16 protein-coding genes are annotated in these 24,395 nt (G+C 71.4%); 9 read left to right on the top strand and 7 right to left on the bottom strand.

Annotated elements, in window-relative coordinates:
• The gene (locus tag AC3WXD_RS19505) at positions 1-1,284 is read left to right on the top strand and encodes a sensor domain-containing diguanylate cyclase (RefSeq protein ID WP_492324482.1); all 1,284 of its coding nucleotides are present in this window, start codon (positions 1-3) and stop codon (positions 1,282-1,284) included.
• Positions 1,285-1,518: 234 nt separating this feature from the next.
• Here the strand turns inward: AC3WXD_RS19505 and AC3WXD_RS19510 are convergent, their stop codons facing one another.
• Positions 1,519-3,255 carry a carbohydrate porin gene (locus AC3WXD_RS19510; RefSeq protein ID WP_454732379.1) on the bottom strand — a complete coding sequence of 579 codons (1,737 nt, stop codon included), beginning with the start codon at positions 3,253-3,255 and terminating at the stop codon, positions 1,519-1,521.
• Positions 3,256-3,744: 489 nt separating this feature from the next.
• On the opposite strand from AC3WXD_RS19510, the gene AC3WXD_RS19515 reads away from it, so the two are divergent.
• Both AC3WXD_RS19515 and rarD read left to right on the top strand, forming a co-directional pair.
• Positions 3,745-4,878, top strand: a complete 1,134-nt coding sequence (locus AC3WXD_RS19515) for a TRAP transporter substrate-binding protein (RefSeq protein ID WP_029043066.1) — start codon at positions 3,745-3,747, stop codon at positions 4,876-4,878.
• A gap of 91 nt (positions 4,879-4,969) precedes the next feature.
• Positions 4,970-5,860: an EamA family transporter RarD gene (gene rarD, locus AC3WXD_RS19520; protein ID WP_492324483.1), complete on the top strand. Its 891-nt coding sequence runs from the start codon at positions 4,970-4,972 to the stop codon at positions 5,858-5,860.
• Between the two features lie 286 nt (positions 5,861-6,146).
• Here the strand turns inward: rarD and AC3WXD_RS19525 are convergent, their stop codons facing one another.
• The gene (locus AC3WXD_RS19525; protein WP_492324484.1) at positions 6,147-7,118 is read right to left on the bottom strand and encodes a DUF2272 domain-containing protein; all 972 of its coding nucleotides are present in this window, start codon (positions 7,116-7,118) and stop codon (positions 6,147-6,149) included.
• Positions 7,119-7,362: 244 nt separating this feature from the next.
• Positions 7,363-7,641 (bottom strand): HU family DNA-binding protein, encoded by a 279-nt coding sequence (locus AC3WXD_RS19530; RefSeq protein ID WP_017227089.1) that lies wholly within the window; start codon positions 7,639-7,641, stop codon positions 7,363-7,365.
• Positions 7,642-8,935: 1,294 nt separating this feature from the next.
• Between AC3WXD_RS19530 and AC3WXD_RS19535 the strand changes: the two genes are divergently transcribed.
• Positions 8,936-9,493, top strand: a complete 558-nt coding sequence (locus AC3WXD_RS19535) for an SET domain-containing protein (protein WP_081651275.1) — start codon at positions 8,936-8,938, stop codon at positions 9,491-9,493.
• Positions 9,494-9,520: 27 nt separating this feature from the next.
• Here AC3WXD_RS19535 and AC3WXD_RS19540 read toward each other — a convergent pair whose 3' ends face one another.
• From AC3WXD_RS19540 to phhA, 4 genes are all read right to left on the bottom strand, one after another.
• Positions 9,521-11,134: a sensor histidine kinase gene (locus tag AC3WXD_RS19540; RefSeq protein ID WP_020200492.1), complete on the bottom strand. Its 1,614-nt coding sequence runs from the start codon at positions 11,132-11,134 to the stop codon at positions 9,521-9,523.
• A 51-nt stretch (positions 11,135-11,185) separates the two neighbouring features.
• The gene (locus AC3WXD_RS19545; protein ID WP_020200491.1) at positions 11,186-11,890 is read right to left on the bottom strand and encodes a response regulator transcription factor; all 705 of its coding nucleotides are present in this window, start codon (positions 11,888-11,890) and stop codon (positions 11,186-11,188) included.
• Positions 11,891-12,049: 159 nt separating this feature from the next.
• Positions 12,050-12,367 carry a 4a-hydroxytetrahydrobiopterin dehydratase gene (locus AC3WXD_RS19550; protein WP_043364969.1) on the bottom strand — a complete coding sequence of 106 codons (318 nt, stop codon included), beginning with the start codon at positions 12,365-12,367 and terminating at the stop codon, positions 12,050-12,052.
• Between the two features lie 147 nt (positions 12,368-12,514).
• Positions 12,515-13,459, bottom strand: a complete 945-nt coding sequence (gene phhA, locus AC3WXD_RS19555) for a phenylalanine 4-monooxygenase (protein WP_020200489.1) — start codon at positions 13,457-13,459, stop codon at positions 12,515-12,517.
• 203 nt (positions 13,460-13,662) lie between these two features.
• Between phhA and AC3WXD_RS19560 the strand changes: the two genes are divergently transcribed.
• The 5 genes from AC3WXD_RS19560 to AC3WXD_RS19580 all read left to right on the top strand — a co-directional run bounded on the left by AC3WXD_RS19560 (position 13,663) and on the right by AC3WXD_RS19580 (position 24,367).
• Positions 13,663-14,136 carry an Lrp/AsnC family transcriptional regulator gene (locus AC3WXD_RS19560; RefSeq protein ID WP_020200488.1) on the top strand — a complete coding sequence of 158 codons (474 nt, stop codon included), beginning with the start codon at positions 13,663-13,665 and terminating at the stop codon, positions 14,134-14,136.
• A gap of 118 nt (positions 14,137-14,254) precedes the next feature.
• Positions 14,255-20,290, top strand: a complete 6,036-nt coding sequence (locus AC3WXD_RS19565; RefSeq protein ID WP_492324485.1) for an alpha-2-macroglobulin family protein — start codon at positions 14,255-14,257, stop codon at positions 20,288-20,290.
• Entirely contained in the window at positions 20,287-20,988 is a 702-nt protein-coding gene (locus AC3WXD_RS19570; RefSeq protein ID WP_020423607.1) for a lysoplasmalogenase, read from the top strand. The genes AC3WXD_RS19565 and AC3WXD_RS19570 overlap by 4 nt, the downstream gene beginning before the upstream one ends.
• Positions 20,985-23,201: a penicillin-binding protein 1C gene (gene pbpC, locus AC3WXD_RS19575; RefSeq protein WP_492324486.1), complete on the top strand. Its 2,217-nt coding sequence runs from the start codon at positions 20,985-20,987 to the stop codon at positions 23,199-23,201. Before AC3WXD_RS19570 ends, pbpC begins: the two co-directional genes overlap by 4 nt.
• A gap of 161 nt (positions 23,202-23,362) precedes the next feature.
• Positions 23,363-24,367 (top strand): aldo/keto reductase, encoded by a 1,005-nt coding sequence (locus AC3WXD_RS19580; RefSeq protein WP_492324487.1) that lies wholly within the window; start codon positions 23,363-23,365, stop codon positions 24,365-24,367.
• The last annotated feature ends 28 nt before the right edge of the window (positions 24,368-24,395 follow it).

Here is a 24,395-nt window from a genome sequence, read left to right on the forward strand (position 1 = left end):
ATGGCTGACTCGTGCAACACGATCCAGGAATTCGTCGACGGCATCGCCGCCAGCGTGGCGGTCATCGGCCACGACGAGTCGGGGCGGCTGATGGTGCCGGCCTGCAACGACGGCTTCATCCAGATGACGGGCGGCAAGCGCGTGGGCATGCGGGCGTTCCCGGTCCCGTTCGATACCCTGATCCCGAACTACGCCCGGCACGAGTTTCGCCAGAAGCTGCAGGAGTGCTTCACTTCGGGCATCGCGCAGGAGCTGGAGCAGGCCTACGACCTGCGCGACGGAACCCACTGGTGGCGGCTGTCGCTCAAGCCGTTCCGCCATGCCAACGGCGGCGCCACCGTGCTGGAGATCCTCGTCACCGGGCTGGACATCACCTCGCGCATGCAGCTCACGCGCGACCTGGAGGCGACGACGTCGCGCTTCCGCTCGGTCGTCGACGCGGCCTACGACGCGATCATCACGATCGACCAGCAGCACAACATCACGCTGTTCAACCGGGCCGCCGAGAACCTGTTCGGCTATTCGTCGGCCGAGATGGTCGGCCAGCCCATCGAGTGCCTGCTGCCGGACAAATACCGGACGCACCATGCGCAGTACGTGCAGCAGTTCGCGCGCTCCCCGGTGCGCTCGCGGCAGATGGACGAGCGCAACCGCGTCTACGGGCTGCACCGCGACGGCTCGATGCTGCCGGTGGAAATCGCGATCTCGAAGATCAACGTCGAAGGACTGATCGAATTCACCGCGGTGATCCGCGACATCACCGACCGCGTCCGCCTGATCGACCTGCTGCAGAAGCAGGCCGTGACGGACGAGCTCACGGGTCTGCCCAATCGCCGTGAATTCCTCGACGTCGTCACCAATATCCTGGACACCGAGGAAGACCTCGCGGTGTTCATGCTCGACGTGGATTTCTTCAAGAAGATCAACGACGCCTACGGACACGACGTCGGCGACGAGGTCCTGCGCATCGTGGCCAAGGTGGGCATGGGGTCCAGCCGGAAGGTCGACGTGTTCGCCAGATGGGGCGGCGAGGAGTTCGTGGCCGCGTTGCCGGGGCTGGACGCCGAACAGGCGAGGGCGGCCGCGGAGGCGCTGAAATCGACGTTCGAGCAGCAGGACTTCACGCACAACTGGCGCATCGGCATCCCGATCCCGTTTACCGTCAGCATCGGCGTGGCGTCGCGCAAACCCGGCGAGCGCGATGCCCAGGCCATCCTCAAGCGCGCCGACCTGGCGCTGTACAAGGCCAAGGAAACGGGCAGGAACAAGGTCGAGGTCGGATAGCGGCGCGTGCGGGCCCGCGCGCCCGGCCGCCGGCGCGGGGACGGGCCCGACCGCTTCGCCTGCCTTGCGCCGGCCGCGTTCACCGCCTACTCTTCAACAGATCCGCCCTCGTCTTTCATGCCGTCGCGCCCGCGATTATCGGCATTGCCTGAAATTCCCCCGAAATCCGCATGCCGAATCTGCCCGGGATGCACCTGCGCGCGTCGCGAGCATCGCCGCAAACCACCTCGGCGCCTACCAGCGCCGATTCAGCTGCACGCCGAAGATCGAGCCCGAATTCTGCGACGCCCAGGTATCGGCCGGCGCGGTGAAGGCGATGCCGTCCACGTCGGTGGCGCGGCTGTAGGTGTAGAAGGCGCGCAGGTTGGCGTTGCCCGCGGCCTTGCCGAGCGTGAAGGTCGGCGCCACCGTCACCGCGGTGCGCTGGCCGCTGGTGCCGAAGCCGGAGGTGATCTGGTCGCGCGCGACTTCGAAGGTGAGCTTGAACTGGTCGCTGGCGATATAGGCCGGGCGCACGCGCGTGGTGGTCCATTGCAGCGTGCCGACCGGCGAGCGGTCGAACTGCATGCTCGATTCGACCGAGCCGGCCAGGCCCAGGCCGGAGGCCCGCTTCCATTCCATCGATTCGGCCACGCGCACGCGCGACAGCGACGGCCCCATGCCGGTGTAGCCGGTCAGCGCGTTGCGGCTGCCTTCGCCGAACTGCATGCCCAGGCGGTTGGTGCCGGCCAGCACGCCTTTTTGCTCGTGCATCGCGGAGACCCACCACGCGCTGCCGGTCTGCTGGATCAGCGGCTCGGCCTCCACGCGCGTGTAGCCCAGTTGCACCGAGCCTTTGTCGTTGGTCGAGATGGGCGCGGTGCGCAGCGAGTGGTAGCTCGGCAGGTTGGCGCCGTTGAGATCGTTGCGCGCGGTGTACTGGTAGTTGAGCGCGATGTCGCCGAAGCGCGCATTGTCCACACCGACGCGCATGGCCGGCGAGTTCGGCGGCAGCAGGCCGGACGACATCAGGAAGGACGAATCCTCGCGCCGGCCGGCCCACATGGTGGCGCCGTCGAGCACCGGCAGGCCGCTCACGGCGGTGTAGAACTGCGGCAGCAGCGCGTATTGGTCGACGGCGGCGGGGCGGCCGTTGACCGAAGTGGCGTCCGTGCCCTTGGCCTGCGCCACCAGTTGCACCTGCGTGCCGCCGTCGAGCGAGAACAGCGATTCCTTGACCTTGACCTCGCCGCTGCTGCGGCAGGCCACGCCGGAGAGGCCGGCGGACAGCGTGCCGCCACCGGGGCAGGCCTGCGCGGCGAGGGTGCGGTCGTCGTAGGCGGCACGCCCGCTGTAGCCGAGGCGCAGGATCTGGTCCCCGGCGGGATCGTCGGGCGGCAGTTGCGAGGTGAGCGAGAAACCTTCGGCGGCGGGCGCCTCGGGGGCGTCGCTGGCCGGCAGCGGCGGCGCGTTCGCCACGAACTGGCCGAGGCGCGCGGGAAACAGCACCACCGGCGGCGGCGGGGCGACGTAGGGCTCGAGCGGGTATTCGGGATCGGGCGGGCCGGCCAGCTCGCTGCCGTCGTCGGCCAGCCCGGCGTTGACCCAGGTGGCGGGCGCGGGCGGCGGCGGCATGACGTAGGCTTCGGGCGCGGGCGCGTCGGGCGCCGCCTGGGCCTGTGCCGCCTCGGGCGCGGCCTGGGGTGTGGCCTCGGGCGGCGCTTGGGGTGGCGCCTCGGGTGCCGTGGACGCGGCGGCGCGGCCTGCATCCTGCGTGCCCGAGATCAGCGCGCCGAGCGGATCGTCGCCAGCCTGCTGCGCAGGCTGCGCCACCGCGTGCGGCGCGGCCTGCACTGCCGGCGGGACCAGCTCCGTGCCGGCGGGCGCCTGCGCGCACGCGTCGAGACCCCAGGCGGCCAGGATGGCCAGGACGAGGCAGTGCGGGCGGCGGGCCGGCGGACGGCCGGAAACGGGCGGGACAGCGGACAGCATAGGCTAGGCAGGCAAGGCGTGATTTTTTAACAGTCGAGCGATTGGACAGCAAGCGGGGTTACAAAATCCGCGGCAAAGCGGCCTTTCCACCATACGGAAAACGCGGCGGCGGCAAGCCGAAAAGCGCCGTGCGCGCCGCCTGCGGCATGCCCGCGCCGGCCTCGCCGCGGCGTCGCGCCAAGCCTTGCCGCGCGGCCTCTCCTAGCGAAAACCCGGACCTTGCCGGCCCCCCGTGGCGAAAGGGCCACCGCTATAATCATCTGGCCAGCCCGACGGGTACGGGCCGGCCTTTCGAGCCTGTTGCGAAGGCATGCCAGCATACGTCATCACCGTGGCATGCCTTCGCAACAGGCTCATTGCTGCGCCCACGGCCGCATCGCCCGTATCCGGCTCCACGCGCGTCTCGGCACAAGAGCGGCGTTCCGCGCAAGACGCGGCCGCCGCGCCTGCTGCCGCATTACAAGAACCGATAAAAGAGGAGAACAAGTCATGGAACGTCGTTCCTTTCTGTTGAAGGCATCGGCCGTGGCGGCCACCGGCGCGCTGGCCGCTTGCGGCAAGGACGAAAAACCCGCGGCGCCTGCCGCGGCCGCCGCCAGCGCGCCCGCGGTGGTGGGCAGCAACCCGGCGGTGGAATGGCGCCTGGCTTCGAGCTTCCCGAAATCGCTCGACACCATCTACGGCGGCGGCGAGCTGCTGGCCACGCGCGTCAGGGAACTGACCGACGGCAAGTTCAACATCAAGGTCTTCGCCGCCGGCGAAATCGTGCCGGGCCTGCAGGTGCTGGACGCGGTGCAGAACAACACCGTGCAGATCGGCCACACCGCGGGCTACTACTACTTCGGCAAGAACCCGACGCTGTGCTTCGACACCACCGTGCCGTTCGGCCTGACCTCGCGCCAGCAGAACGCCTGGATGATGCAGGGCAACGGCATGAAGCTGATGCGCGAATTCTTCAAGGAATACAACGTCGTCAACTTCCTCGGCGGCAACACCAACGCCCAGATGGGCGGCTGGTTCCGCCGGGAGATCAAGACCGTGGCGGACCTGCAGGGCCTGAAGTACCGCATCGCCGGTTTTGCCGGCGTGGTGCTGTCGCGCCTAGGCGTGGTGCCGCAGCAGATCGCCGGCGGCGACATCTACCCGGCGCTGGAAAAGGGCACCATCGACGCGGCCGAATGGGTCGGCCCCTATGACGACGAGAAGCTCGGCTTCTACAAGGTGGCGCCGTACTACTACTACCCGGGCTGGTGGGAAGGCAGCGCGCAGTTGTCGTTCTACGCCTCGGCCACCGAATACGAGAAGCTGCCGTCGCAGTACAAGCGCGCGCTGGAGACCGCCACCATCGAGGCCCACACCAACATGATGGCCAAGTACGACGCGCTCAACCCGCAGGCGCTGGCCCGCCTGCTCGAGAACGGCGTCAAGCTGCGCCCGTTCTCCAAGGAAATCATGGAAGCCTGCTTCAAGGCCACCCAGGAAGCCTACGCCGACGAAACCGCCAAGAACCCGTCGTTCAAGAAGATCTACGACGACTGGCGCGTGTTCCGCAACAACGAGGCGGCCTGGTTCAACGTGGCCGAGCAGGCCTTCTCGCAATTCAGCTTCGCGCGCAAGCTGTAAGCGCCCCCCAGACCGAGCGCCCCCGCCGGAGCCCGTGCCCTGCACGGGCTTTTTTGCGCCGGTAAGATGCCCGATTCCTCCTGGACTTCTCATGCAAATCGGCATTCTCTACGCGCTGCTGGCCTACGTCATCTGGGGCCTGCTGCCGCTTTACATCAAATCCCTGCACGGCATCGCGCCGACCGAGATCCTGCTGCACCGGATGGTGTGGTCGCTGGTATTCCTCGGCCTGGTGCTGGCATGGCGCCGCCACTGGGGCTGGCTGCGCGCGGTGTGGTCGAACCCGCGCCTGCTGGCCGGCTTCGTGGCCAGCGCGCTGCTGCTGAGCGGCAACTGGTTCCTGTACATCTGGTCGGTCTCCAACGGGCGGGTGGTGGACGCCAGCCTGGGCTACTTCATCAACCCGCTGTTCAACGTGCTGCTGGGCGTGGTGTTCCTGCACGAGCGGCTGCGGCCCGGGCAATGGCTGTCGATCGCCATCGCCGCGGCCGGCGTGCTGTGGCTGACGGTGGCCGCGGGCCAGTTGCCGTGGATCGCGCTGGCGCTGGCCAGCAGCTTCGGCGGCTACGGCCTGCTGCGCAAGACCGCCACGCTGGGCGCGCTGGAGGGACTGTCGCTGGAAACGCTGCTGCTGTTCCCGCTGGCGGCCGCCTCGCTGGCCTACCTGTTCGCCAGCGGCCAGGCCGGCTTCAGCCAGGCCGAAGGCGGCGTGCAGTTGCTGGCGCTGCTGGCCGGGCCGGTGACGGCGGTGCCGCTGCTGCTGTTCGCCGCCGGCGCGCGGCGCATCCCGCTGTCGCTGCTCGGGCTGCTGCAATACACCGGGCCGACGCTGCAACTGCTGCTGGGCGTGTGGCTGTGGCACGAGCCGTTCCCGGCCAGCAAGCAGGCCGGTTATGCGCTGATCTGGATCTCGCTGGCGATCTATGCCGTGGAAGGGCTGCTGGCGGGGCGCCGGCGCGCGGGAGCGTCGGCTGGAAGCTGATGGCACAGGCTCGGGATGGGCGCCGTTGAATTCACGTCATTTATGAATCAATTCACAGCGATGACGATGGCATCCATACCATCGATCAAAATCACCAACATGTGGCGGAGCAGGCTGGATGAGCGGGACTGCCCAGCCTGCTTTTCGGGTCAAAAAATTCACCGCATCTATTGATACCGACTCGCGAACCCAACGAAACATTCGTCGCCAGAATTATTCCACCGATATTCTGACCGAAGGCACCGCGGCATCCCGCGTACCCAGTGCTGCGGCACGGCCCGCCGGCCTACGGCAGGGTGTTGCGCATGATCAGCAGCCACGGCATATGCGAATTGGTCACGCCGTCGATCATGCCGGAGTCGCCCAGCTCGATCTCCTCCATCGACACCGACTGCTGCACGTTGCCGCCGATGGCCTTGACCAGGCGCGCGGCCGGGTCCACCTCGACCACGATGTCGCAATGCATGGGCGTGGTGCCGAAGCCGATCTCCGCCGCGCTGGCCAGGTATTTGTCGCGCCCGCGGCCGGCGCAGACCATGTCGCCCGGGCGCGGCAGGGCGGGCAGCGGCTCGACGCGGAAGGCCGGCGCCGGCAGGATGCCGTCGCGCGCGTCCACCACGTACATCGAATGCGAGTCGCCGGTGAGGAACTGCCGCTCGTCCAGTCCGGCCTTGCGCATCACCCACGAGATGAAGACCGCCGACCAGGCCCAGTTGCCCTGCGTGATCTGGCGGCAGGTCACGGCCTTGCCGACGATGGCCCAGTAGCGCTGGGCCAGCTTGCAGCCTTCGGCGGTGGCTTCCATGCCGGTGCCGTCCGGGAAATGCAGGCAGTCCGCCGCCGCGCCCTCGTTATCCTCGCGGTCGGCGGTGCGGTCGGTGGCATCGGTCGGCTCGGCGTCGGCGGTGTCGGATGGCGGCGCGCCCGGCAGCAGCGGCGCCGGCAGCGGGCTGTCCGTCACGCAGGCAGTGTCGTCGCGGCCCAGGCGCACGGTCTGGCCACCCCAGCGCTGCCACTCCTGCCAGGCGATCTCGACGATGCGCTGGCGCGGGCTGGCGCCGGGCGTGGTGACGGGCCTTTCGGTGTCGGGCAGCGGCGCGGCTTCCGGACGCGCCGGCTGCGACGGCGTGGTGCAGCCGCACAGCAGCGCGAGCGCCGTCAGCAGGCTCAGCCCGACCAGGCGCGCCTGTGGAAAATTTTGTGGGAAACGCTGTGAATAAGACTGTGGAAATCTGCGACGCGGAGATCTGAGGTCCATGCTGGTCCGACTCGGCAGGACGCCGTAGACCCTTGTATTTATTGAGGGAAGGCGCCGACAAGGCTCAATCTTACCCGGCTGGCGGAGGGTGCCGCGTATACCGCGTGGCGTCAGGATAACCACCGCGCCGGCATTGTGGATAACGCTCCCCGCCTGGCGCTCGCCCGCGCCAGGCGGCTGGCGGCGACACGGCGGGGTTGTTCCTGCAAGGCTGGCGCGAAGGCCGCCCGCGGGACGTTGCTGCTTACTGGTTCACTGCGTCCTTGAACTTCTGGCCGGCCTTGAACTTGACGGTCTTGGCCGCTTCCACCTTGATTTCCTCGCCGGTGCGCGGATTGCGCGCCATGCGTTCGCCGCGCTCGCCCTGGCTGAACGTGCCAAAGCCGATCAGGCTCAGCGTGTCGCCCTTGGCGACGGCGTCCATGATGGCGCCCAGCGTCACGTTCAACGCTTGTTCAGCCTTGGCCTTGGTCAGGCCGTCCACGCCGGCCGCGATGGCGTCGATCAGTTCGGTTTTCGTCATGCTTCACTCCGTCTCGAGTTGATAAAACAGGGACGCCTGCCCTGGCCGCCGCGCTGGGCACCGGCCTCGGCAAAGGCGCCGCGGGCCACATCATACCGTGTCGGGCAAGACCGACCGGGAACAGATTGTTACAGCGTATGGCGCGCCAGGCCGCGCCGGCTGGGGCTTTGAGGGAAAAAAGCGGGCCGGCTCGGGATCGCGAAGCGGCCTCGGACGACCCGCGCGGTCCAGGAAAGCGCTCCAGGCGAAACGGGACCGCAGGTGTCCTCCCGGGCACGAAGCGGCAAAAAAACGCGCCTGGGCCCTCCTGGACGCTTCTGGACGCCTTGCGAGGCGCCTGGCGCCTTCCGGAGCCGCGTATACGCGCCGAAGCGCCGGGCGAGCCTTCCCGCGGGGTGTCAACCGGCCTCGGGACCGGCTGCCTGCGCAACGCCACAAACCTGCCGGCAGAGGATGCAACCCGCAGCGTACCCATTGCAGCGTTGCCGGGAAGGGCGGACCGGCCTGAAAAGCAGTGCGGCTGCACTATCGTGCAGGGGCGTGCCGGCGCTATTCGCGGCGCGAATGCGCGTCCAGGCAAGGCATTGCGCGGCGGTGCGTGGCGTATACGGCAGGAAGTCGATGCGCGTATACCGCCCGTCGCCGCGTATACGCCAGCGCCGTATACGCACGATTTCCCCTGCCTAAAAAAGTAGCCGCGCCAAAAAGCCGTTCCACCGCTCTGTTTTTCCTGCCTGCCGCGCTTTTCGACCGATGGCGGGCGTAGTCCTTTCGGTTTACTTCTTTCTTTCATGTATACAGATAGTAGTAGTAGGTAAACGCCGCTCCTTTCTGTGGATAACTGCATTTACTCCATATGAATCAATGGCTTGTGCGGCATGAAAGTCCCGGGACCCGGTGTTGGCCGGCGTGGATGACTCGGTCGTTTGGCCGAGGAAGGTAAACCGGGGCCTCCGACTTATGCCCGAGGCATCCCCATGCCAACCCCAGGCGGCCCACATGATTCGCGCGTCCTTATCCACAGATTTTTGCGGGTTTATCCACATGCGCGGCAGTTGGGTCCTGTGCGCCGTATACACGCCGTATACGTTTACGTAGGGGCCTCCTGCTGCGCTTTTGCGTATACGGCCACCTGCGGCCGTGCGTATACCGGACAAGGGGGATGCCGCCGCGATGGCGCGCGGGTATCATCGCCAGCGCGCAGCCACACTGGGTGGCAGGCCGGCGGATCACGACGGGATGGCAAATGGCGGAACAGGCAGGGCGCAGCGGCGCGGAACAGGAAACCAGCGACATGAAGAACGGCACGGGCGCCGCGGCTGACGCGGCGGCAGGCGAGAAGCAGGGCAAGCAGGAAGGCAGGCAGAAGGCGAAGGACGGCAAGCGCAAGACCGCGTCCGACCGCATCGAGGTGCGCCGCTCGGGCGTGCACGGCAAGGGCGTCTACGCGATCGCGCCGATCGCCGAAGGCGAGCGCATCATCGAGTACAAGGGCGAGCATATTTCCTGGAAGGAAGCGCTCAAGCGCCACCCGCACGATCCCGCCGATCCCAACCACACCTTCTATTTCAGCCTGGAAGACGGCGACGTGATCGACGCCAAGTTCGGTGGCAACCGCGCGCGCTGGATCAACCATGCCTGCGAGCCCAACTGCGAGGCGCGCGAGAAGAAGGGCCGCGTGTTCATCCACGCGCTGCGCGACATCGCCGGCGGCGAGGAGCTGTTCTACGACTATGGCCTCGTGATCGACGCGCGCTACACCAAGAAGCTCAAGAAGGAATTCGAGTGCCGCTGCGGCAACCCGCAGTGCCGCGGCACCATGCTGGCGCCGAAGGAAAAGAAGCAGCGCTGAACGCGCCTGAATGCGCGCCCGGCAGGCTCAGGCAGTGCCGGGCGCCTCGCACGGGATGCGGATCACGAAGCGCATGCCGCGCGCCTCGGTGCCGGGCGCGGGTGGCGGCACGTCCTCGATGCGGATGGAGCCCTGGTGCAGGCCGATGATCTCGTGCACGATGGCCAGCCCCAGGCCGGCGCCGCCGGGCGGCTGGGCCGGCGCGTTGCCGCCGGGCCCGCTCGGCGTGTGGTCGCCGCGGAAGAAGCGCTTGAAGACTTCCTCGCGGCGCGCCGGCGCGATGCCGGGGCCGTTGTCTTCCACCATCACCACCGCCATGCCACGATGGCCGAGCGTCTCGCCGCCGGCGCGCACCGTGATGCGCCCGCCCGAGGGCACGTACTTCACCGCGTTGTCGATCAGGTTGCTGAGCGCCTCGCGCATCAGCAGCCGGTTGCCGCGCACCGTGGACGGCGCCGCGCCGGTGAAGGTGGGGCCGGGCAGGGTCTCGAAGCCCAGGTCGATGTGGCGCGCCAGCGCCTGCGGCACCCACTCGGCGCCGGTCTCGAAGGCCAGCGTGGCCAGGTCGAAATGCTCGATCGGCCCGAGCCGCTCCAGCGACAGCCCCGGTTCGGCGCGCGCCAGCGACAGCAGTTGGTTGGACAGCCGCACCGCGCGGTCGGCGGCCGACTGCAGCTCGCGCAGCGCGTGCCCGGTCACTTGCGGGTCGTCCGACTGCACCGCGCGGTCGGCGTGCAGCTTGACCGCGGTCAGCGGCGTGCGCAACTGGTGCGCGGCGTCGGCGATGAACTTGCGCTGCGCGTCGAGCGCGTCGCGCAGCCGCGCCAGCAGCGCGTTGAGCGCGCGGATCAGCGGCTCCACCTCGGCCGGCACCTGGGTCTCGTCGAGCGGCGCCAGCGAGCGCGCGGTCTGGCGGTTGAGCTTGTCGGTCAGGATCTGCAGCGGCACCAGCTCTTCCTTGAGCACGTGCGAGAGGATCAGGCTGCCCACCACCAGCAGCAGGATCAGCGGCACCGACACCGACAGCAGGATCTCGTTGGCGGCGGTCTCGCGCCGGTCCAGCAGCTCCGCCACTTCCACCACCACCGGCCCGCGCGGCGCGCGCCCGGCCTCGCTGGTGGCCAGCTCGTCCGATGCCGGGCTGGGCAGGTTGACCGGCAGGCGCACCGCGCGCACCTGGCGCCCGCTGAACCACGCGTAGAACAGCCGCGCGTCATGCAGCGAGGTCTGGCCGGTGCCGTAGCCCAGCCACGTGTCCATGCCGCCGATCAGCCCGTCGGGGCCGTGGATGCGCCAGTAGATGCGGTCGGTGCCCTCGGCCTCGACCAGCGTCTGCGCGATCATCGGGATGTCTTGCTCCAGGCGCGGGCCGGCGATGCGGATCTGCTGCGCGATGTTGTTGGCCACGCCGTACAGCGCGCGGTCGAACACCTGGGTGGTGTAGTGGGCCGCGAGCCAGTAGGACAGCGAGCCGCTGGTCAGCACCAGCGCGAACAGCGGCGTGGCCAGCGCGCGCAGCAGGTGCACGCGCAGGCTCTGCGTGGAAGCGGGGCGCACGGCCTGGGCGGCGGGGCGGTCGGGGGCCGCGGCGGGGCTGGCGATGGCCTGCGAAACCTTCGGGGGGCGGGGGCGCGGCCACATGGCGGGCTGGGCTGGACTGGGGCGGGCGGCTGGCTGGCCGGGCGCGCGGCGTCAGGCGCCGGCGCGGATCTGCAGCAGGTAGCCGAAGCCGCGCACGGTGACGATCTCCACGTCGCTTTCCTCGAGCTTCTTGCGCACGCGGTGCACGTAGACCTCGATGGCGGTGTCGCCCACGGTGTCGCCGCCTTCGCCGGCCGGATGCGCGAAGGTGGCGAGGTGGTCCTGCAGCTGCGCCTTGCTGACCACGCGGCCCTGGCGCTGCAGCAGCAGCTCCAGCACGGCGAACTCGCGCGGCGACAGCTCCAGCGGCTTGCCGTCGATGAACATGCGGCGGTCGTTGCCCGACAGCCGCAGCCGGCCCAGGCGCACGTCGCGTTCGGGCGCGGCCTCGCCGTGCTGGCTGCGGCGCAGCAGCACGCGCACGCGCGCTTCCAGCTCGGGCAGCGCGAAGGGCTTGACCAGGTAGTCGTCGGCGCCGGCGTTCAGGCCGGAGAGCTTGTCTTCGAGCTCGTCGCGCGCGGTGAGGATGATGACCGGCGTGGTGCGGTTGCGGGCGCGGTAGCGCGCCAGCAGCGTCATGCCGTCGATGCCGGGCAGGCCCAGGTCGAGTATCACCAGGTCGTGCTGTTCGCGCAGCAGGTGCTCGGTGGCGTAGACGCCATCGTGCACCACGCGCACCTGGTGGCCGGCCTGCGACAGGCCGGCTTCGACGCCACTGGCGATCTGGCGATCGTCCTCGATCAGAAGGATACGCATGGCAGCAGGGGGAATCCGGGAAAGAAACGGGTCAAGGGCGGATCAGGGCAGGAACGCGGAACGCGGCCGCCGCAATGGCGGCGGCGGGCGCTCAGGCGCCAATTGTACAGGCCGGCGCCTTTGCGGACCTTTCGGTTTCCCTACAGCGGGCGCCGGGCCTTACGGCCTGGCCAGCGTTGCGGCCGCGCGCTCGATGAACCCGGCCAGGTCGATGTCGCGCCGGGTCAGGCCGTTGGCGTCGTGCGTGGACAGGGTGATGTCGACGCGGTTGTAGACGTTGAACCACTCGGGATGGTGGTCGGCTTTCTCGGCGGCCAGCGCCACGCGCGTCATGAAGGCGAACGCGGCGTTGAAGTCGGCGAAGGTGAAGCGCTTGCGGATCGCGTCGCGGTCCTCGACGGGTTGCCAGCCGGGCAGGCCGGCCAGCAGCGGCGCGCGTTCTTCCGGCGAAAGTGGCACGAGGGGCGCAGGGGACATGATGGGCTCGATGGTGTGGATGGGAACGGGACGGGCGCAATGCCGGCCGCTGCCGCCACGGCGCCCGGTGGCGAGCGCTGCTGCGGGGCATGCGGGCATTGTTTCACAAAGCGCCCGGGGCGGGCGCGGGCGTGAGTGGCGGCGCGCTCAGATGTCGTCGCTGTCGGCCCAGCCTTCGCGGCTGCCGCGGTTGAGCACGAGGTCGCCGGGCGCCACGTCGCCGGCGCCGAGCGTGGGCAGCCCGCGCAGCGCCGCGTAGAGCGGCGCGAAATCCGGGCGCGTGCCGTCGAACAGCTGCGCGAAGTCGTCGATCACGAAGTAGGTCTTCTGGAAGGTGTCGATGCGGTAGCGCGTGCGCATGATGCGGCGCACGTCGAAGCCAATGCGGTTGGGGCTGGCCGAGTCCAGGCTGTAGACCGACTCGCCCTGGCTCGACAGGATGCCCGCGCCGTAGATGCGCAGCCCGGCCGGCGTGCGGATCAGGCCGAACTCCACCGTGTACCAGTACAGCCGCGCGAGCATGTCCAGCGCGCCCAGCGAGGCGGCCTTGAGCCCGCCCTTGCCGTAGGCTTCCATGTAGTTGGCGAAGACCGGGTTGATCAGCAGCGGCACGTGGCCGAACACGTCGTGGAAGCAGTCGGGCTCCTGCAGGTAGTCGAGCTGCTCGGGCTTGCGCATCCACCAGCTCGCGGGGAAGCGCCGGTTGGCCAGGTGCTCGAAGAAGACTTCGTCGGGCACCAGCCCGGGCACGGCCACCACCTGCCAGCCGGTGGCGCGCATCAGCGTTTCGTTGAGGCGGGCGAAGCTGGGCACGCGGTCGTGCGCCATGCCGAGCGCGGACAGGCCTGCGAGGAATTCGTCGCAGACGCGCCCGCGCAGCATCGAGGACTGGCGCTCGTAGAGCTGGCGCCACACCGCGTGGTCGGTCTCGGTATAGCGCTCCAGCGGCTGCTCGATGGTGAAGTCGTCGCGCAGCGCCTGGCCCGACAGCAGGCCGGCGTCGAACTGTTCCCTGAGCTTGTCGGTCAGCGTGCCGGCAAAGGCGGGCGGCGCGGCGGCATCTTCGGGCTGGCGGATCGCGGTGGCTTCCATGTGCGGTATCTCCTGCAGATTTACCGCACAGTTTAGCGAGCAGACGCTGCAAGCGGCCCGCGAAAACGGCCTGTTTTGGTTTTGTAATGCACATAAACCGCAGGAATTTGTTATTGTCTGCGGAAAACATGCGCGCGTGGCCGGACCGCCCCCCATGCCCCCCGATACGCTGCCCGCGACACGATTCCCAAGGCGAACCCACCATGCTCAATCTCGATCCATTCGATCTCGCGCTGCTGGCGGCGCTGCAGACCGACGGCCGCTCCACCCACCAGCAACTGGCCGAGCGCATCCACCTGTCGCCCAGCCAGATCGGCCGGCGGCTGGCGCGGCTGGAGGCCGACGGCGTCATCACCGGCTACCGCGTGGTGCTGTCGCCGCCGCTGCTCGGCCTCGGCGTGCTGGTCTTCACCAGCGTCAAGCTGGCCCACCACGGCGACACCATCGTCGAGCGCTTCCGCGAGGACATCCTGCTGCTCGAGGAAGTGCAGGAGTGCTACTCGGTGGCCGGCGAGGCCGACTACCTGCTGCGCATCATGGTGCCGGACCTGCCCACGCTGGCCGAGTTCACCATGAAGAAGCTGATGCGCGTGCCCGGCGTGGAGAGCGTGCGCTCCAACATCGTGCTGACCGCGCTCAAGCGCGACGGGCCGCTGCCGCTGTCGCACCTGCGCTAGCGCGCGGGCTGCCGCTGTCGCGTCAATGCAGCGCCAATGCCGCGCCGACGTGCGTCTACTTGCACTTGCCATCGGCGCATGTCACCCTCGCCCGGTGCCGCAAACGGAAGGGGACAGGATGACGCAGATCGTCGCTCGGATTGGCAGGCGCGCGCAGCGCGGGCGCTGGCAGGCTGCCGCGCTGGCATTGGCGGGTGCCCTGGCGGCGCTGCTGCCGGGCGTGGCGCAGGCCGCGCAGGTGGTCCGCTTCTCGCCCGAGGGCGAGGCCGCGCGCGCGCGGCAGGTGGCGATCCGCTTCGACGAGGCGATGGTGCCGCTCGGCGACGCGCAGGCCGCCGCGCCCGCCGCCGTGTCGTGCAGCGGCGCGGCCGTCGAGGGCCACGCGCGCTGGGTCGATGCGCGCAACTGGGTGTTCGATTTCACGCGCGACCTGCCGCCCGGCGTCAAATGCGCGGTGCGCATCGCGGCCGGCCTCCGGAGCGAGGCCGGCAAGGCCTACGCCGGCAAGCCGGAATACCGTTTCGAGACTGGCGGACCGGCGGTGGTGTCGGCGCGCCCGGCCGGCGGCGAGATCGAGGAAGAGCAGGTCTTCGCACTGCGCTTCAACGGCGCGGCCACGCCCGATTCGGTGCGCGCGGCCGCGTGGTGCCAGGCGCAGGGCCTGGGCGAGCGCATCCCGGTGCGGCTGCTCGGCGGCCAGGAGCGCGAGGCCGTGCTGGCCGCGCTGCGCTGGAAGCTCAAGGCGGAGCAGGCCGATACCGTGCACCTGCTGGCGTGCCAGCAGCGCCTGCCCGCCGGCGCGCGCATGCAACTGGTGCTGGGCGGCGGCATCGCCGCGCCGTCCGGCGTGGCCGCGCGCGACGAGCGCCGCTTCGACTACACCGTGCGCGAGCCCTTCACCGCCAGCTTCTCGTGCGAGCGCGAGCGCGCGCAGTCGCCGTGCACGCCGCTGCGGCCGGTGTCGCTGTCGTTCTCGGCGCCGATCTCGCGCAAGGACGCCGAGCACATCGTGCTGAACACCCCCAAGGGCCCGCGCGCGCCGCAGTTCGAGTCCGGCGCCGCGCGCGACGCGCCGGTCGGCAGCGTCACCTTCGCGCCGCCGTTTGCCGAGAAGACCGAATTCACGCTGTCGGTGCCCGCGGGCCTGAAGGACGACAGCGGCCGCGCGCTGGCCAACGCGGACCTGTTCCCGCTCAAGTTCGCCACCGCCGCCATGCCGCCGCTGGCGAAGTTTCCGGCCGCGCCGTTCGGCGTGCTGGAGCGCTTCGGCGAACTGCCCAAGGGCCGCGCGCCGGCCGACTATCCGGCGCTGCTGCCGGTCACGCTGCGCAACGTCGAGGCCGACCTGCCCGCGCTCGGCGTGCGCGCCCAGGCCGGCACCGTGCGCCGGCTCAAGGTGGACGACGACGGCGCGGTGCTGCGCTGGTACGCGCTGGTGCGCCGCCTGCACGAAAGCGCCTGGACCCGCGGCGAGCTCGACGCCATCCTGGCCGGCCGCGCGCCCGGCGACGTCGTCAACCCGCGCAACGCGCCCGCCATCGAAACGCGCTCGGTGTCGCTGCTCGAGGGCGTGCCCGGCGCGCGCAAGCTCGCCATCCCGCAGTTGTCCGACCCCGGCGGCAAGGCGCCGCGCCCGTTCGAGGTGGTCGGCATCCCGCTGCCCGAGGCCGGCTTCCACGTGGTGGAGATCGCCTCGCCGATGCTGGGCGAGGCGCTGCTCGGCCGGCAGGCGCCGATGTACGTGCGCACCGCCGCGCTGGTGACCAACCTCGGCGTGCATTTCAAGCTCGCGCGCGGCCCCGGCAAGATGACCGCGCTGGCCTGGGTCACGACGCTCGACGACGGCAAGCCGGTGGCCAACGCCGCGGTGGCGCTGCGCGACTGCGGCGGCCGCCTGCTGGCCTCGGCGCGCACCGACGCCGCCGGGCTGGCCAGCTTCGGCGCGGTCGAGGACGCGCGCGAGCGCGACTGCGGCGACACCGGCCTGTCCGGCTATTTCGTCTCCGCGCGTATCGGCGCCGACCACCCGCAGGCGCGCGGCCAGGCCGACATGGCCTTCGTCATGTCCGGCTGGAACCAGGGCATCGAAAGCTGGCGCTTCAACGTGCCCACCGACACCAGCGCCACGCCCGACGTGCGCATCGCCACCGTGTTCGACCGCACGCTGCTGCGCGCCGGCGAGACCGTGTCGATGAAGCACCTGATCCGCACCGAGACCGCGAACGGTTTCGCGCTGCCGTCGGGCGACGAGGCCATGCCCGGCAAGATGGTGATCCGCCACGAAGGCAGTGGGCAGACCTACGAGCAGCCGGTGCGGTGGCGGACCACCGCCACCGGCGGGCGCAGCGCCGAGAGCGCCTTCGCGGTGCCGGCGGCGGCCAAGCTGGGCGTCTACACGGTGTCGTTCAGCGATGCGCGCGAGCGCACGTTCGACAGCGGCAGCTTCCGCGTCGAGGCGTTCCGCCTGCCGGTGCTGGCCGGCACGCTCAAGGCCGGCGGCGGCGGCGCGCTGGTGGCGCCGGCCGAGGTGCCGCTCGACCTGGAAGTGCACTACGTGTCGGGCGGTGGCGCGGCGGGCCTGCCGGTGCAGGTGTCGGCGCTGCTGCGCGGCAAGTCCGTGAGCTTTGCCGACTACGGCGACTACGCCTTCGCGCCGCCGCGCCCGCAGCGCAAGGGCGGCGAGCCGTCCTCCGGCGACGAGGACGAGAGCGAGGACGGCGCCGCGCGCGACGACGGCCAGAAGCTGGTCGCCGACAAGCTGCCGCTCAGGCTCGACAAGAACGGCGGCGGCGCGCTCACGCTCAAGAACCTGCCGCGCGTGGACGCACCCAGGGACCTCGTGGTGGAAACCGGCTTCGCCGATCCCAACGGCGAGATCCAGACGCTGCGCCAGACCGTGCCGCTGTGGCCGGCGGCGGTGGTGGCGGGCATCCGCACCGAGAACTGGGTGTCGGTCAGGCAGAAGCTCAAGGTCAACGGCCTCGTGCTCGACACCCAGGGCCGCCCGCAGGCCGACGCGCCGGTCGCGGTGCGCGCGCTGCTGCGCACCACCACCTCGGTGCGCAAGCGCGTGGTGGGCGGCTTCTACCGCTACGACAACAGCAGCCAGACGCGCGACCTCGGCAGCGTCTGCGAAGGCCGCACCGACGCGCGGGGCCGCATGCAGTGCGAGGTGGCGCTGCCCGAGGCCGGCGAGGTCGAGCTGGTGGCGCAGGCGCGCGACAACGCCGGGCGCATGTCGCAGGCCGCCACCAGCGTGTGGGTCACGCGCCAGGGCGAGCTGTGGTTCGGCGGCGAGAACAACGACCGCATCGACCTGCTGCCCGAGAAGAAGGCCTACGCGCCGGGCGAGACCGCCGTGTTCCAGGTGCGCATGCCGTTCCGCCATGCCACCGCGCTGGTGTCGGTGGAGCGCGAGGGCGTGCTGGAAGCCAGCGTGGTCGAGCTCGACGGGCGCGACCCGACCGTGCGCGTCAAGGTCAGGCCAGAGTGGGGGCCGAACGTGTACGTTTCGGTGCTGGCGCTGCGCGGGCGGCTGCGCGAGGTGCCGTGGTATTCGTTCTTCACCTGGGGCTGGCGCCAGCCGCTCGCATGGTGGCAGGCCTTCCGCAGCGAGGGCCGCGAATACGCCGCGCCGAGCGCGCTGGTCGACCTGTCCAAGCCGGCCTTCCGCCTCGGCCTGGCGGAGATCCGCGTCGGCGACGAAGGCTACCGCCTGGACGTGAAGGTGACGCCCGACAAGGCCAGCTATCCGGTGCGCGGCAAGGCCCAGGTGGCGGTGCAGGTCACGCTGCCCGACGGCAAGCCCGCGGCCAACGGCGAAGTCGCGCTGGCCGCGGTGGACGAGGCCCTGCTCGAGCTGATGCCCAACACCAGCTGGGACCTGCTCGGCGCCATGCTGCGGCGGCGCGCCTACGGCGTGGAGACCGCCACCGCGCAGATGGAGATCGTCGGCCGCCGGCACTATGGCCGCAAGGCGGTGCCGGCTGGCGGGGGCGGCGGCAAGAGCCCCACGCGCGAGCTGTTCGACACGCTGCTGCTGTGGAACCCGCGCGTGCCGCTCGACGGCGCCGGGCGCGCCACGCTGACGGTGCCGCTCAACGATTCGCTCACGCGCTTTCGCATCGTCGCCGTGGCCGACCTCGGCGTGAGCCGCTTCGGCAGCGGCAGCGCCACGGTGGCCGCCACGCAGGACCTGCAGCTGATCTCCGGCCTGCCGCCGCTGGTGCGCGAGGAAGACCGCTACCGCGCCATGTTCACGCTGCGCAATACCACGCAGCGGGCGATGACGGTGCAGGCGGTGGCGCGCATGGGCGGGCCTTCGCAGCCTGCGCAACAGGCGGCGCCGGCATTGCCGGCGCAGACGGTGGAGATCCCGGCCGGCGCGTCGCGCGAGATCGGCTGGGACGTGAGCGCGCCGCTGCTGCCCGCGGGCGCGTTCGCGCAGGAAGGCACCGTGCAGTGGGAAGTGGAGGCCGGCGAGCAGGGCAAGGGCGGCGCGGCCGACCGCGTCAGGCTCGCGCAGCAACTGGTGCCGGCGGTGCCGCTCGCGGTGCAGCAGGCCACGCTGGCGCAGCTCGCGCCCGCGCTGGCGGTGCCGGTGCGCGCGCCGCAGGGCGCGCTGGCCGACGCCGCGGGCCGGCCGCGCGGCGGCCTGCAGGTCGACCTGCAGGCGTCGCTCGCGGGCGGCATGCCCGGCGTGCGCGCGTGGTTCCGCGACTATCCGTTCTCGTGCCTGGAGCAGCGCGCCTCGCGCGCGGTGGGCCTCGGCGACGCCGCGCAGTGGAGCGCGCTCACGGCGCAGCTGCCGGGCTATCTCGACGATGACGGACTGGCGGCGTATTTCCCGCTGCAGAACGACGCCGCCGGCAGCGAGGTGCTCACCGCCTACCTGCTGGCGCTGTCGGACGAGGCGGTGCGCGCGGGCCTGCCGCTGCGCCTGCCCGACGAGACCCGCGCGCGCATGGAGAGCGGCCTCGCGGCCTTCGTCGAGGGTCGCATCAAGCGCGAGCGCTGGGCGCCCACGCAGGACCTGGAAGTGCGCAAGCTGGCCGCGCTCGAGGCGCTCTCGCGCAGCGGCCACGCGCAGGCGCGCATGCTCGGCGCGATCCAGATCCTGCCGCAGCAGTGGCCCACCTCCGCCTTGCTCGACTGGATCGCGCTGCTGAGCCGCGTGCACGACATCCCGCAGCGCGAGGCGCGCCTCGCGCAGGCGCAGCAGATCCTGCGCGCGCGCCTGACCGTGCAGGGCACGCGCCTGGCGTTCTCCACCGAGCGCGAGGACAACTGGTGGTGGCTGATGAGCGGCGCCGATCTCAACGCCGCGCGGCTGCTGGCGCTGTCGCTCGACTTGCCCGGCTGGAAGGACGAGGCCGCGCAGCTTGCCGCCGGCCTGCTGGGCCGGCAGGTGCGCGGCGCGTGGGGCACCACCACCGCCAACGCGTGGGGCGCGCTGGCGGTGGCGCGCTTCGCGCAGGCCTTCGAGAAGACGCCGGTGGCCGGCGCCACGCGCGTGGCGCTGGAAGGCGTGGCGGGCGTGCCGGACGCCACGCGCGCGTTCGAGTGGGCGCGCGCGGCCAGCCGCGACGGCGTGGCCGCGGGCAGCGTGAGCCTGCCGTGGCCGCAGGACGGCACCGCCACCTTGCGCGCCGACCAGCAGGGCGCCGGGCGGCCGTGGGCCACGGTGCGCGCGCTGGCGGCGGTGCCGCTGGCCGCGCCGCTCGCGGCCGGCTACCGCATCACGCGCAGCGTGACGCCGGTGGAGCAGGCGGTGGCGGGCAAGTGGTCGCGCGGCGATACCTACCGCGTGACGCTGCAGGTCGACGCGCAGGCCGACATGACCTGGGTGGTGGTGAGCGACCCCGTTCCCGCCGGCGCCACCATTCTCGGCAGCGGCCTCGGGCGCGACTCGGACATCGCCACGCGCGGCCAGCGGCGCACAGGCGCGTGGCCGGCCTTCACCGAGCGCACGCAGCAGGCCTACCGCGAGTACTACGCCTACCTGCCGCGCGGCAGCGCCACCGTCGAATACACGGTGCGCCTGAACAACGCCGGCGAGTTCGCGCTGCCGCCCACGCGTGTGGAAGCGATGTACGCGCCGGACGTGTTCGGCGCCCAACCCAATGCAAGGCTGACCGTAGGAGCGCGCCCTTGAGCTGGCTTGCGATGATGATGCCCGCGCGCGTGCGCGAATGGTGGCTGGCCGGCACGCTGGCCGGCCTGGTCTACGGCGGCATGCTGGTCACGGTGGCGATGGACGCGCAGCCCGGCGCGCAGCTGAGCGGCCAGATCGCCTTCCAGCCGGTGTGGAAGACGGCGATGGCGCTGATGCTGGCGCGCGCGGCGCGCTACCACCCGGTGCCGCGCGAGCGGCGCTGGCTGATGGCGGCGCTGCTGTGCTCGGCGGTGGGCGACTTCCTGCTGGCGATGCCGTGGCTGTCGGTGTCGTTCATCGGCGGCCTGGGCGCGTTCCTGCTCGCGCACCTGGCCTACCTCGGCCTGTTCGTGCCGATGGCCGGCGACTGGCGGCCGCACCGCCTGGTCGGCTGCGGCGTGGTGATGGGCGCGGCGGGCGCCATGCTCGGGCGCTTCTGGCCCAACCTCGGGGCGCTGGCCGCGCCCGTCACCGTCTACGTGATCGCGCTCGCGGCAATGGCGTGCGCGGCGCTGGCGGCGAGGCTGCCCACGCCGCTGGCGGCCATCGGCGCGCTGTGCTTCGCGGTGTCCGACGCGCTGATCGGCAGCGCGCGCTTCCTGGTGCCGTTCGAGACCTTCGCGCTGGGCATCTGGTGGACCTACGCTGCGGCGCAGGTGCTGCTGGTGGCCGGCGTGGTGGCGGGGCGCGGGGAATGAGCCGCGCGGCGCGCGCCACGTTGGCCGCCGCCTGCATGGCGGCAAGCGCGGCAGCACACGCGCTGCCCTCGTACGACAGCGTGCGCGCCGGCTGGCGCAGCGCCGACGTGATCGTGCTCGACCGCCACGGCGCGCCGCTGTCGCGCGTGCGCGAGGATTTCGGCGCGCGCCGCGGGGACTGGGTCACGCTGGCGGAGATCTCGCCGGCGGTGCGCACCGCCATCGTGCTGTCGGAGGACCGGCGCTTCTATGCGCACAGCGGCGTGGACTGGCAGGGCGTGGCGGCGGCGGCGTGGGCCAACCTGTGGAACACGCGCACGCGCGGCGCCTCCACGCTGACCATGCAGCTTGCCGGCCTGCTCGACGACGACCTGCGCCGCGCGGGCGGGCGCAGCGTGGGGCAGAAGATGGCGCAGGCGCTGCGCGCCGCCGCGCTCGAGCGCGACTGGAGCAAGGACCAGATCCTCGAGGCCTATCTCAACCTGGTGCCGTTCCGGGGCGAGCTGGTGGGCCTGTCGGCGCTGTCGCAGGCGCTGTTCGGCAAGTATCCGAGCGGGCTCGACGCGCGCGAGGCGGCGCTGGCGGTGGCGCTGGTGCGCGCGCCCAACGCGCGCGCGGCGCAGGTCGCGCAGCGCGCCTGCGGCATCCTGCGCGAGCAGGGCCTGCCGAAAGCCTGTGAAGGGCTGGACGGCTTCGCGCAACTGACGCTGCCGCGCGGCGGCGCCGCGGCGGGCACGCCGGTTGCGGCAGCCGCGGTGTCCGGCCCCGACCTCGCGCCGCACCTGGCGCGCCTGCTGGTGGCGCAGGCGCGCGCGGCCGGCGCGGTGCCGGCATCGATCACCTCCACGCTCGACGCCGGCCTGCAGCGCCTCGCCGCCGACAGCCTCGGGCGGCACCTGCGCGAGCTGGCCGGGCGCAACGTCGAGGACGGCGCGGTGGTGGTGCTCGACAACGCCAGCGGCGAGGTGCTGGCCTACGTGGGCTCGTCCGGCGCGCTGTCCGGCGCGGCGCAGGTGGACCACGCCGCGGCGCCGCGCCAGGCCGGCTCCACGCTCAAGCCCTTCCTCTACGCGCAGGCGCTGGAGGCGCGGCGCCTGACGCCGGCCTCGCTGCTCGACGACCGCCCCGTCAACCTGCCCGCCGGCGGCGCGGGCGGGCTCTACGTGCCGCAGAACTACGACCATCGCTATGCCGGCTGGGTCAGCATGCGCGCGGCGCTGGCGTCGTCGCTCAACGTGCCGGCGGTGCGCACGCTGGTGATGGTCACGCCGCACCGCTTCCACCAGCGCCTGGTCGCGCTCGGGCTGCCGCTGCCGCAGGCCGGCGACTACTACGGCTACAGTCTCGCGCTGGGCAGCGCCGACGTGCCGCTGCTGGCGCTGGCCAATGCGTACCGCGCGTTCGCCAACGGCGGCGCCTATGCGCCGGTGCGCATGCGCGCGGGGGCCGCCGCGCCGGCGGCGCGCGCGGTGATGTCGCCGGCGGCCAGCTACCTGATCGCCGACGTGCTGTCGGACCGCCACGCGCGGGCGCGCACCTTCGGCCTGGACAGCCCGCTCACCACGCGCTTCTGGACCGCGGTGAAGACCGGCACCTCGAAGGACATGCGCGACAACTGGTGCATCGGCTGGTCGCAGCGCTACACCGTGGGCGTGTGGGTCGGCAACGCCAGCGGCGCGAGCATGCACGAGGTGTCCGGCGTGGCGGGCGCCGCGCCGGTGTGGCACGACGTCATGGAAGCGCTGCACCGCGCGGTGCCGAGCGCGGCGCCGGCCATGCCGGCCGGCGTGGAGCGCGTGGCGCTGCGCTTTGCCGGCGACCTGGAGCCGGCGCGCGAGGAAGTGTTCCTCGCGGGCACGGCCATGCGCGTGGTCGATGGGGTCGATGGGGTCGACGTGGCCGGCGTGGCGCCGGCACAGGATGGCGTGCCCGCCATCGGCAGTCCCGCCGACGGCACCGTGTTCGCGCTCGACCCGGACATCCCGCCGGCGGCGCAGCGGGTCTGGTTCCGCGCCGAGGGCGCGGGCGGGCGGGCGGCGCAGGGCGTGCGCTGGCGCGTCGACGGCAAGCCGCTCGGGCGCGGCGCGCAGATGGCGTGGTTTCCGTGGCCGGGGCGGCACCGGGTGGAGCTGCTCGACGCCGGCGGCAAGGTGGTGGACCGCATCGGCATCGAGGTGCGCGGCGCGGTGGCGAAGGGCGCGCCGCGCGGCTGAGGCGCTTGAGCGGCACGGGGGCGGCCCGCCGGCAGGCCGGCACGCGGCGCCGATCCGGCCTATGCTGCCAGGGTTGCGCGCTCCCGCTGCCGTGCGGGCGCGCCATGCGCGGGCGGGCCGCCGCCCGCCGGTGTTCCGCCAACGTCTTTCCAGGAGTGGGCATGACCGCATTACGCAAGCTGGGCCGCCACGGCCCCGAAGTCTTTCCGCTCGGCCTCGGCTGCATGGGCATGAGCGAGTTCTACGGCGCGCACGACGACGCCGAATCGATCCGCACCATCCACCATGCGCTGGCGCGCGGGGTCAACCTGATCGACACCGCCGACATCTACGGCCCGCACACCAACGAGCGCCTGGTCGGCCGCGCCATCGCCGACCGCCGCGACGGCGTGGTGCTGGCCACCAAGTTCGGCATCGTGCGCGATCCGGCCAACCCGGTGGCGCGCGGCGTCGACGGCCGCCCCGAGTACGTGCGCGCCGCCTGCGACGCCAGCCTGAAGCGGCTCGGCCTGGACCACATCGACCTGTACTACCAGCACCGCGTGGACCCGCAGGTGCCGATCGAGGAAACCGTGGGCGCGATGGCGGAGCTGGTGCGCGCGGGCAAGGTGCGCTGGCTGGGCCTGTCGGAGGCCGGCGCCGGCACGCTCGAGCGCGCGCACGCGGTGCACCCGATCGCCGCGCTGCAGAGCGAGTATTCGCTGTGGACGCGCGACGTGGAAGCGGGCGGCGCGCAGGGCATCCTGGCCACCTGCCGGCGGCTCGGCGTGGCCTTCGTGCCGTACAGCCCGCTCGGGCGCGGCTTTCTCACCGGCGCGATCCGCAGCCCGGACGATTTCGCCGCCGACGACTACCGCCGCGCCAGCCCGCGCTTCGTCGGCGAGAACTTCGCGCGCAACCTGGCGCTGGCCGACAAGGTCAGGGACATCGCGCGCGGCAAGGGCTGCACGCCGGCGCAACTGGCGCTGGCCTGGGTGCTGGCGCGCGGCGAGGACGTGGTGCCGATTCCCGGCACGCGGCGCGTGGCCAACCTCGACGACAACCTCGGCGCGCTGGACGTGACGCTGGACGCAGCCGACCTGGCGGCGATCGACGCCGTGTTCCCGCCCGACGCAGCGGCGGGTACGCGCTATCCGGAACAGGTCATGCCGCTGCTGGCGCGCTGAACGGGCGAGCGGGGAAGGGCGGCAATCG

The sequence above is a fragment of the Cupriavidus sp. FW216-B1 genome (genome assembly GCF_058789195.1).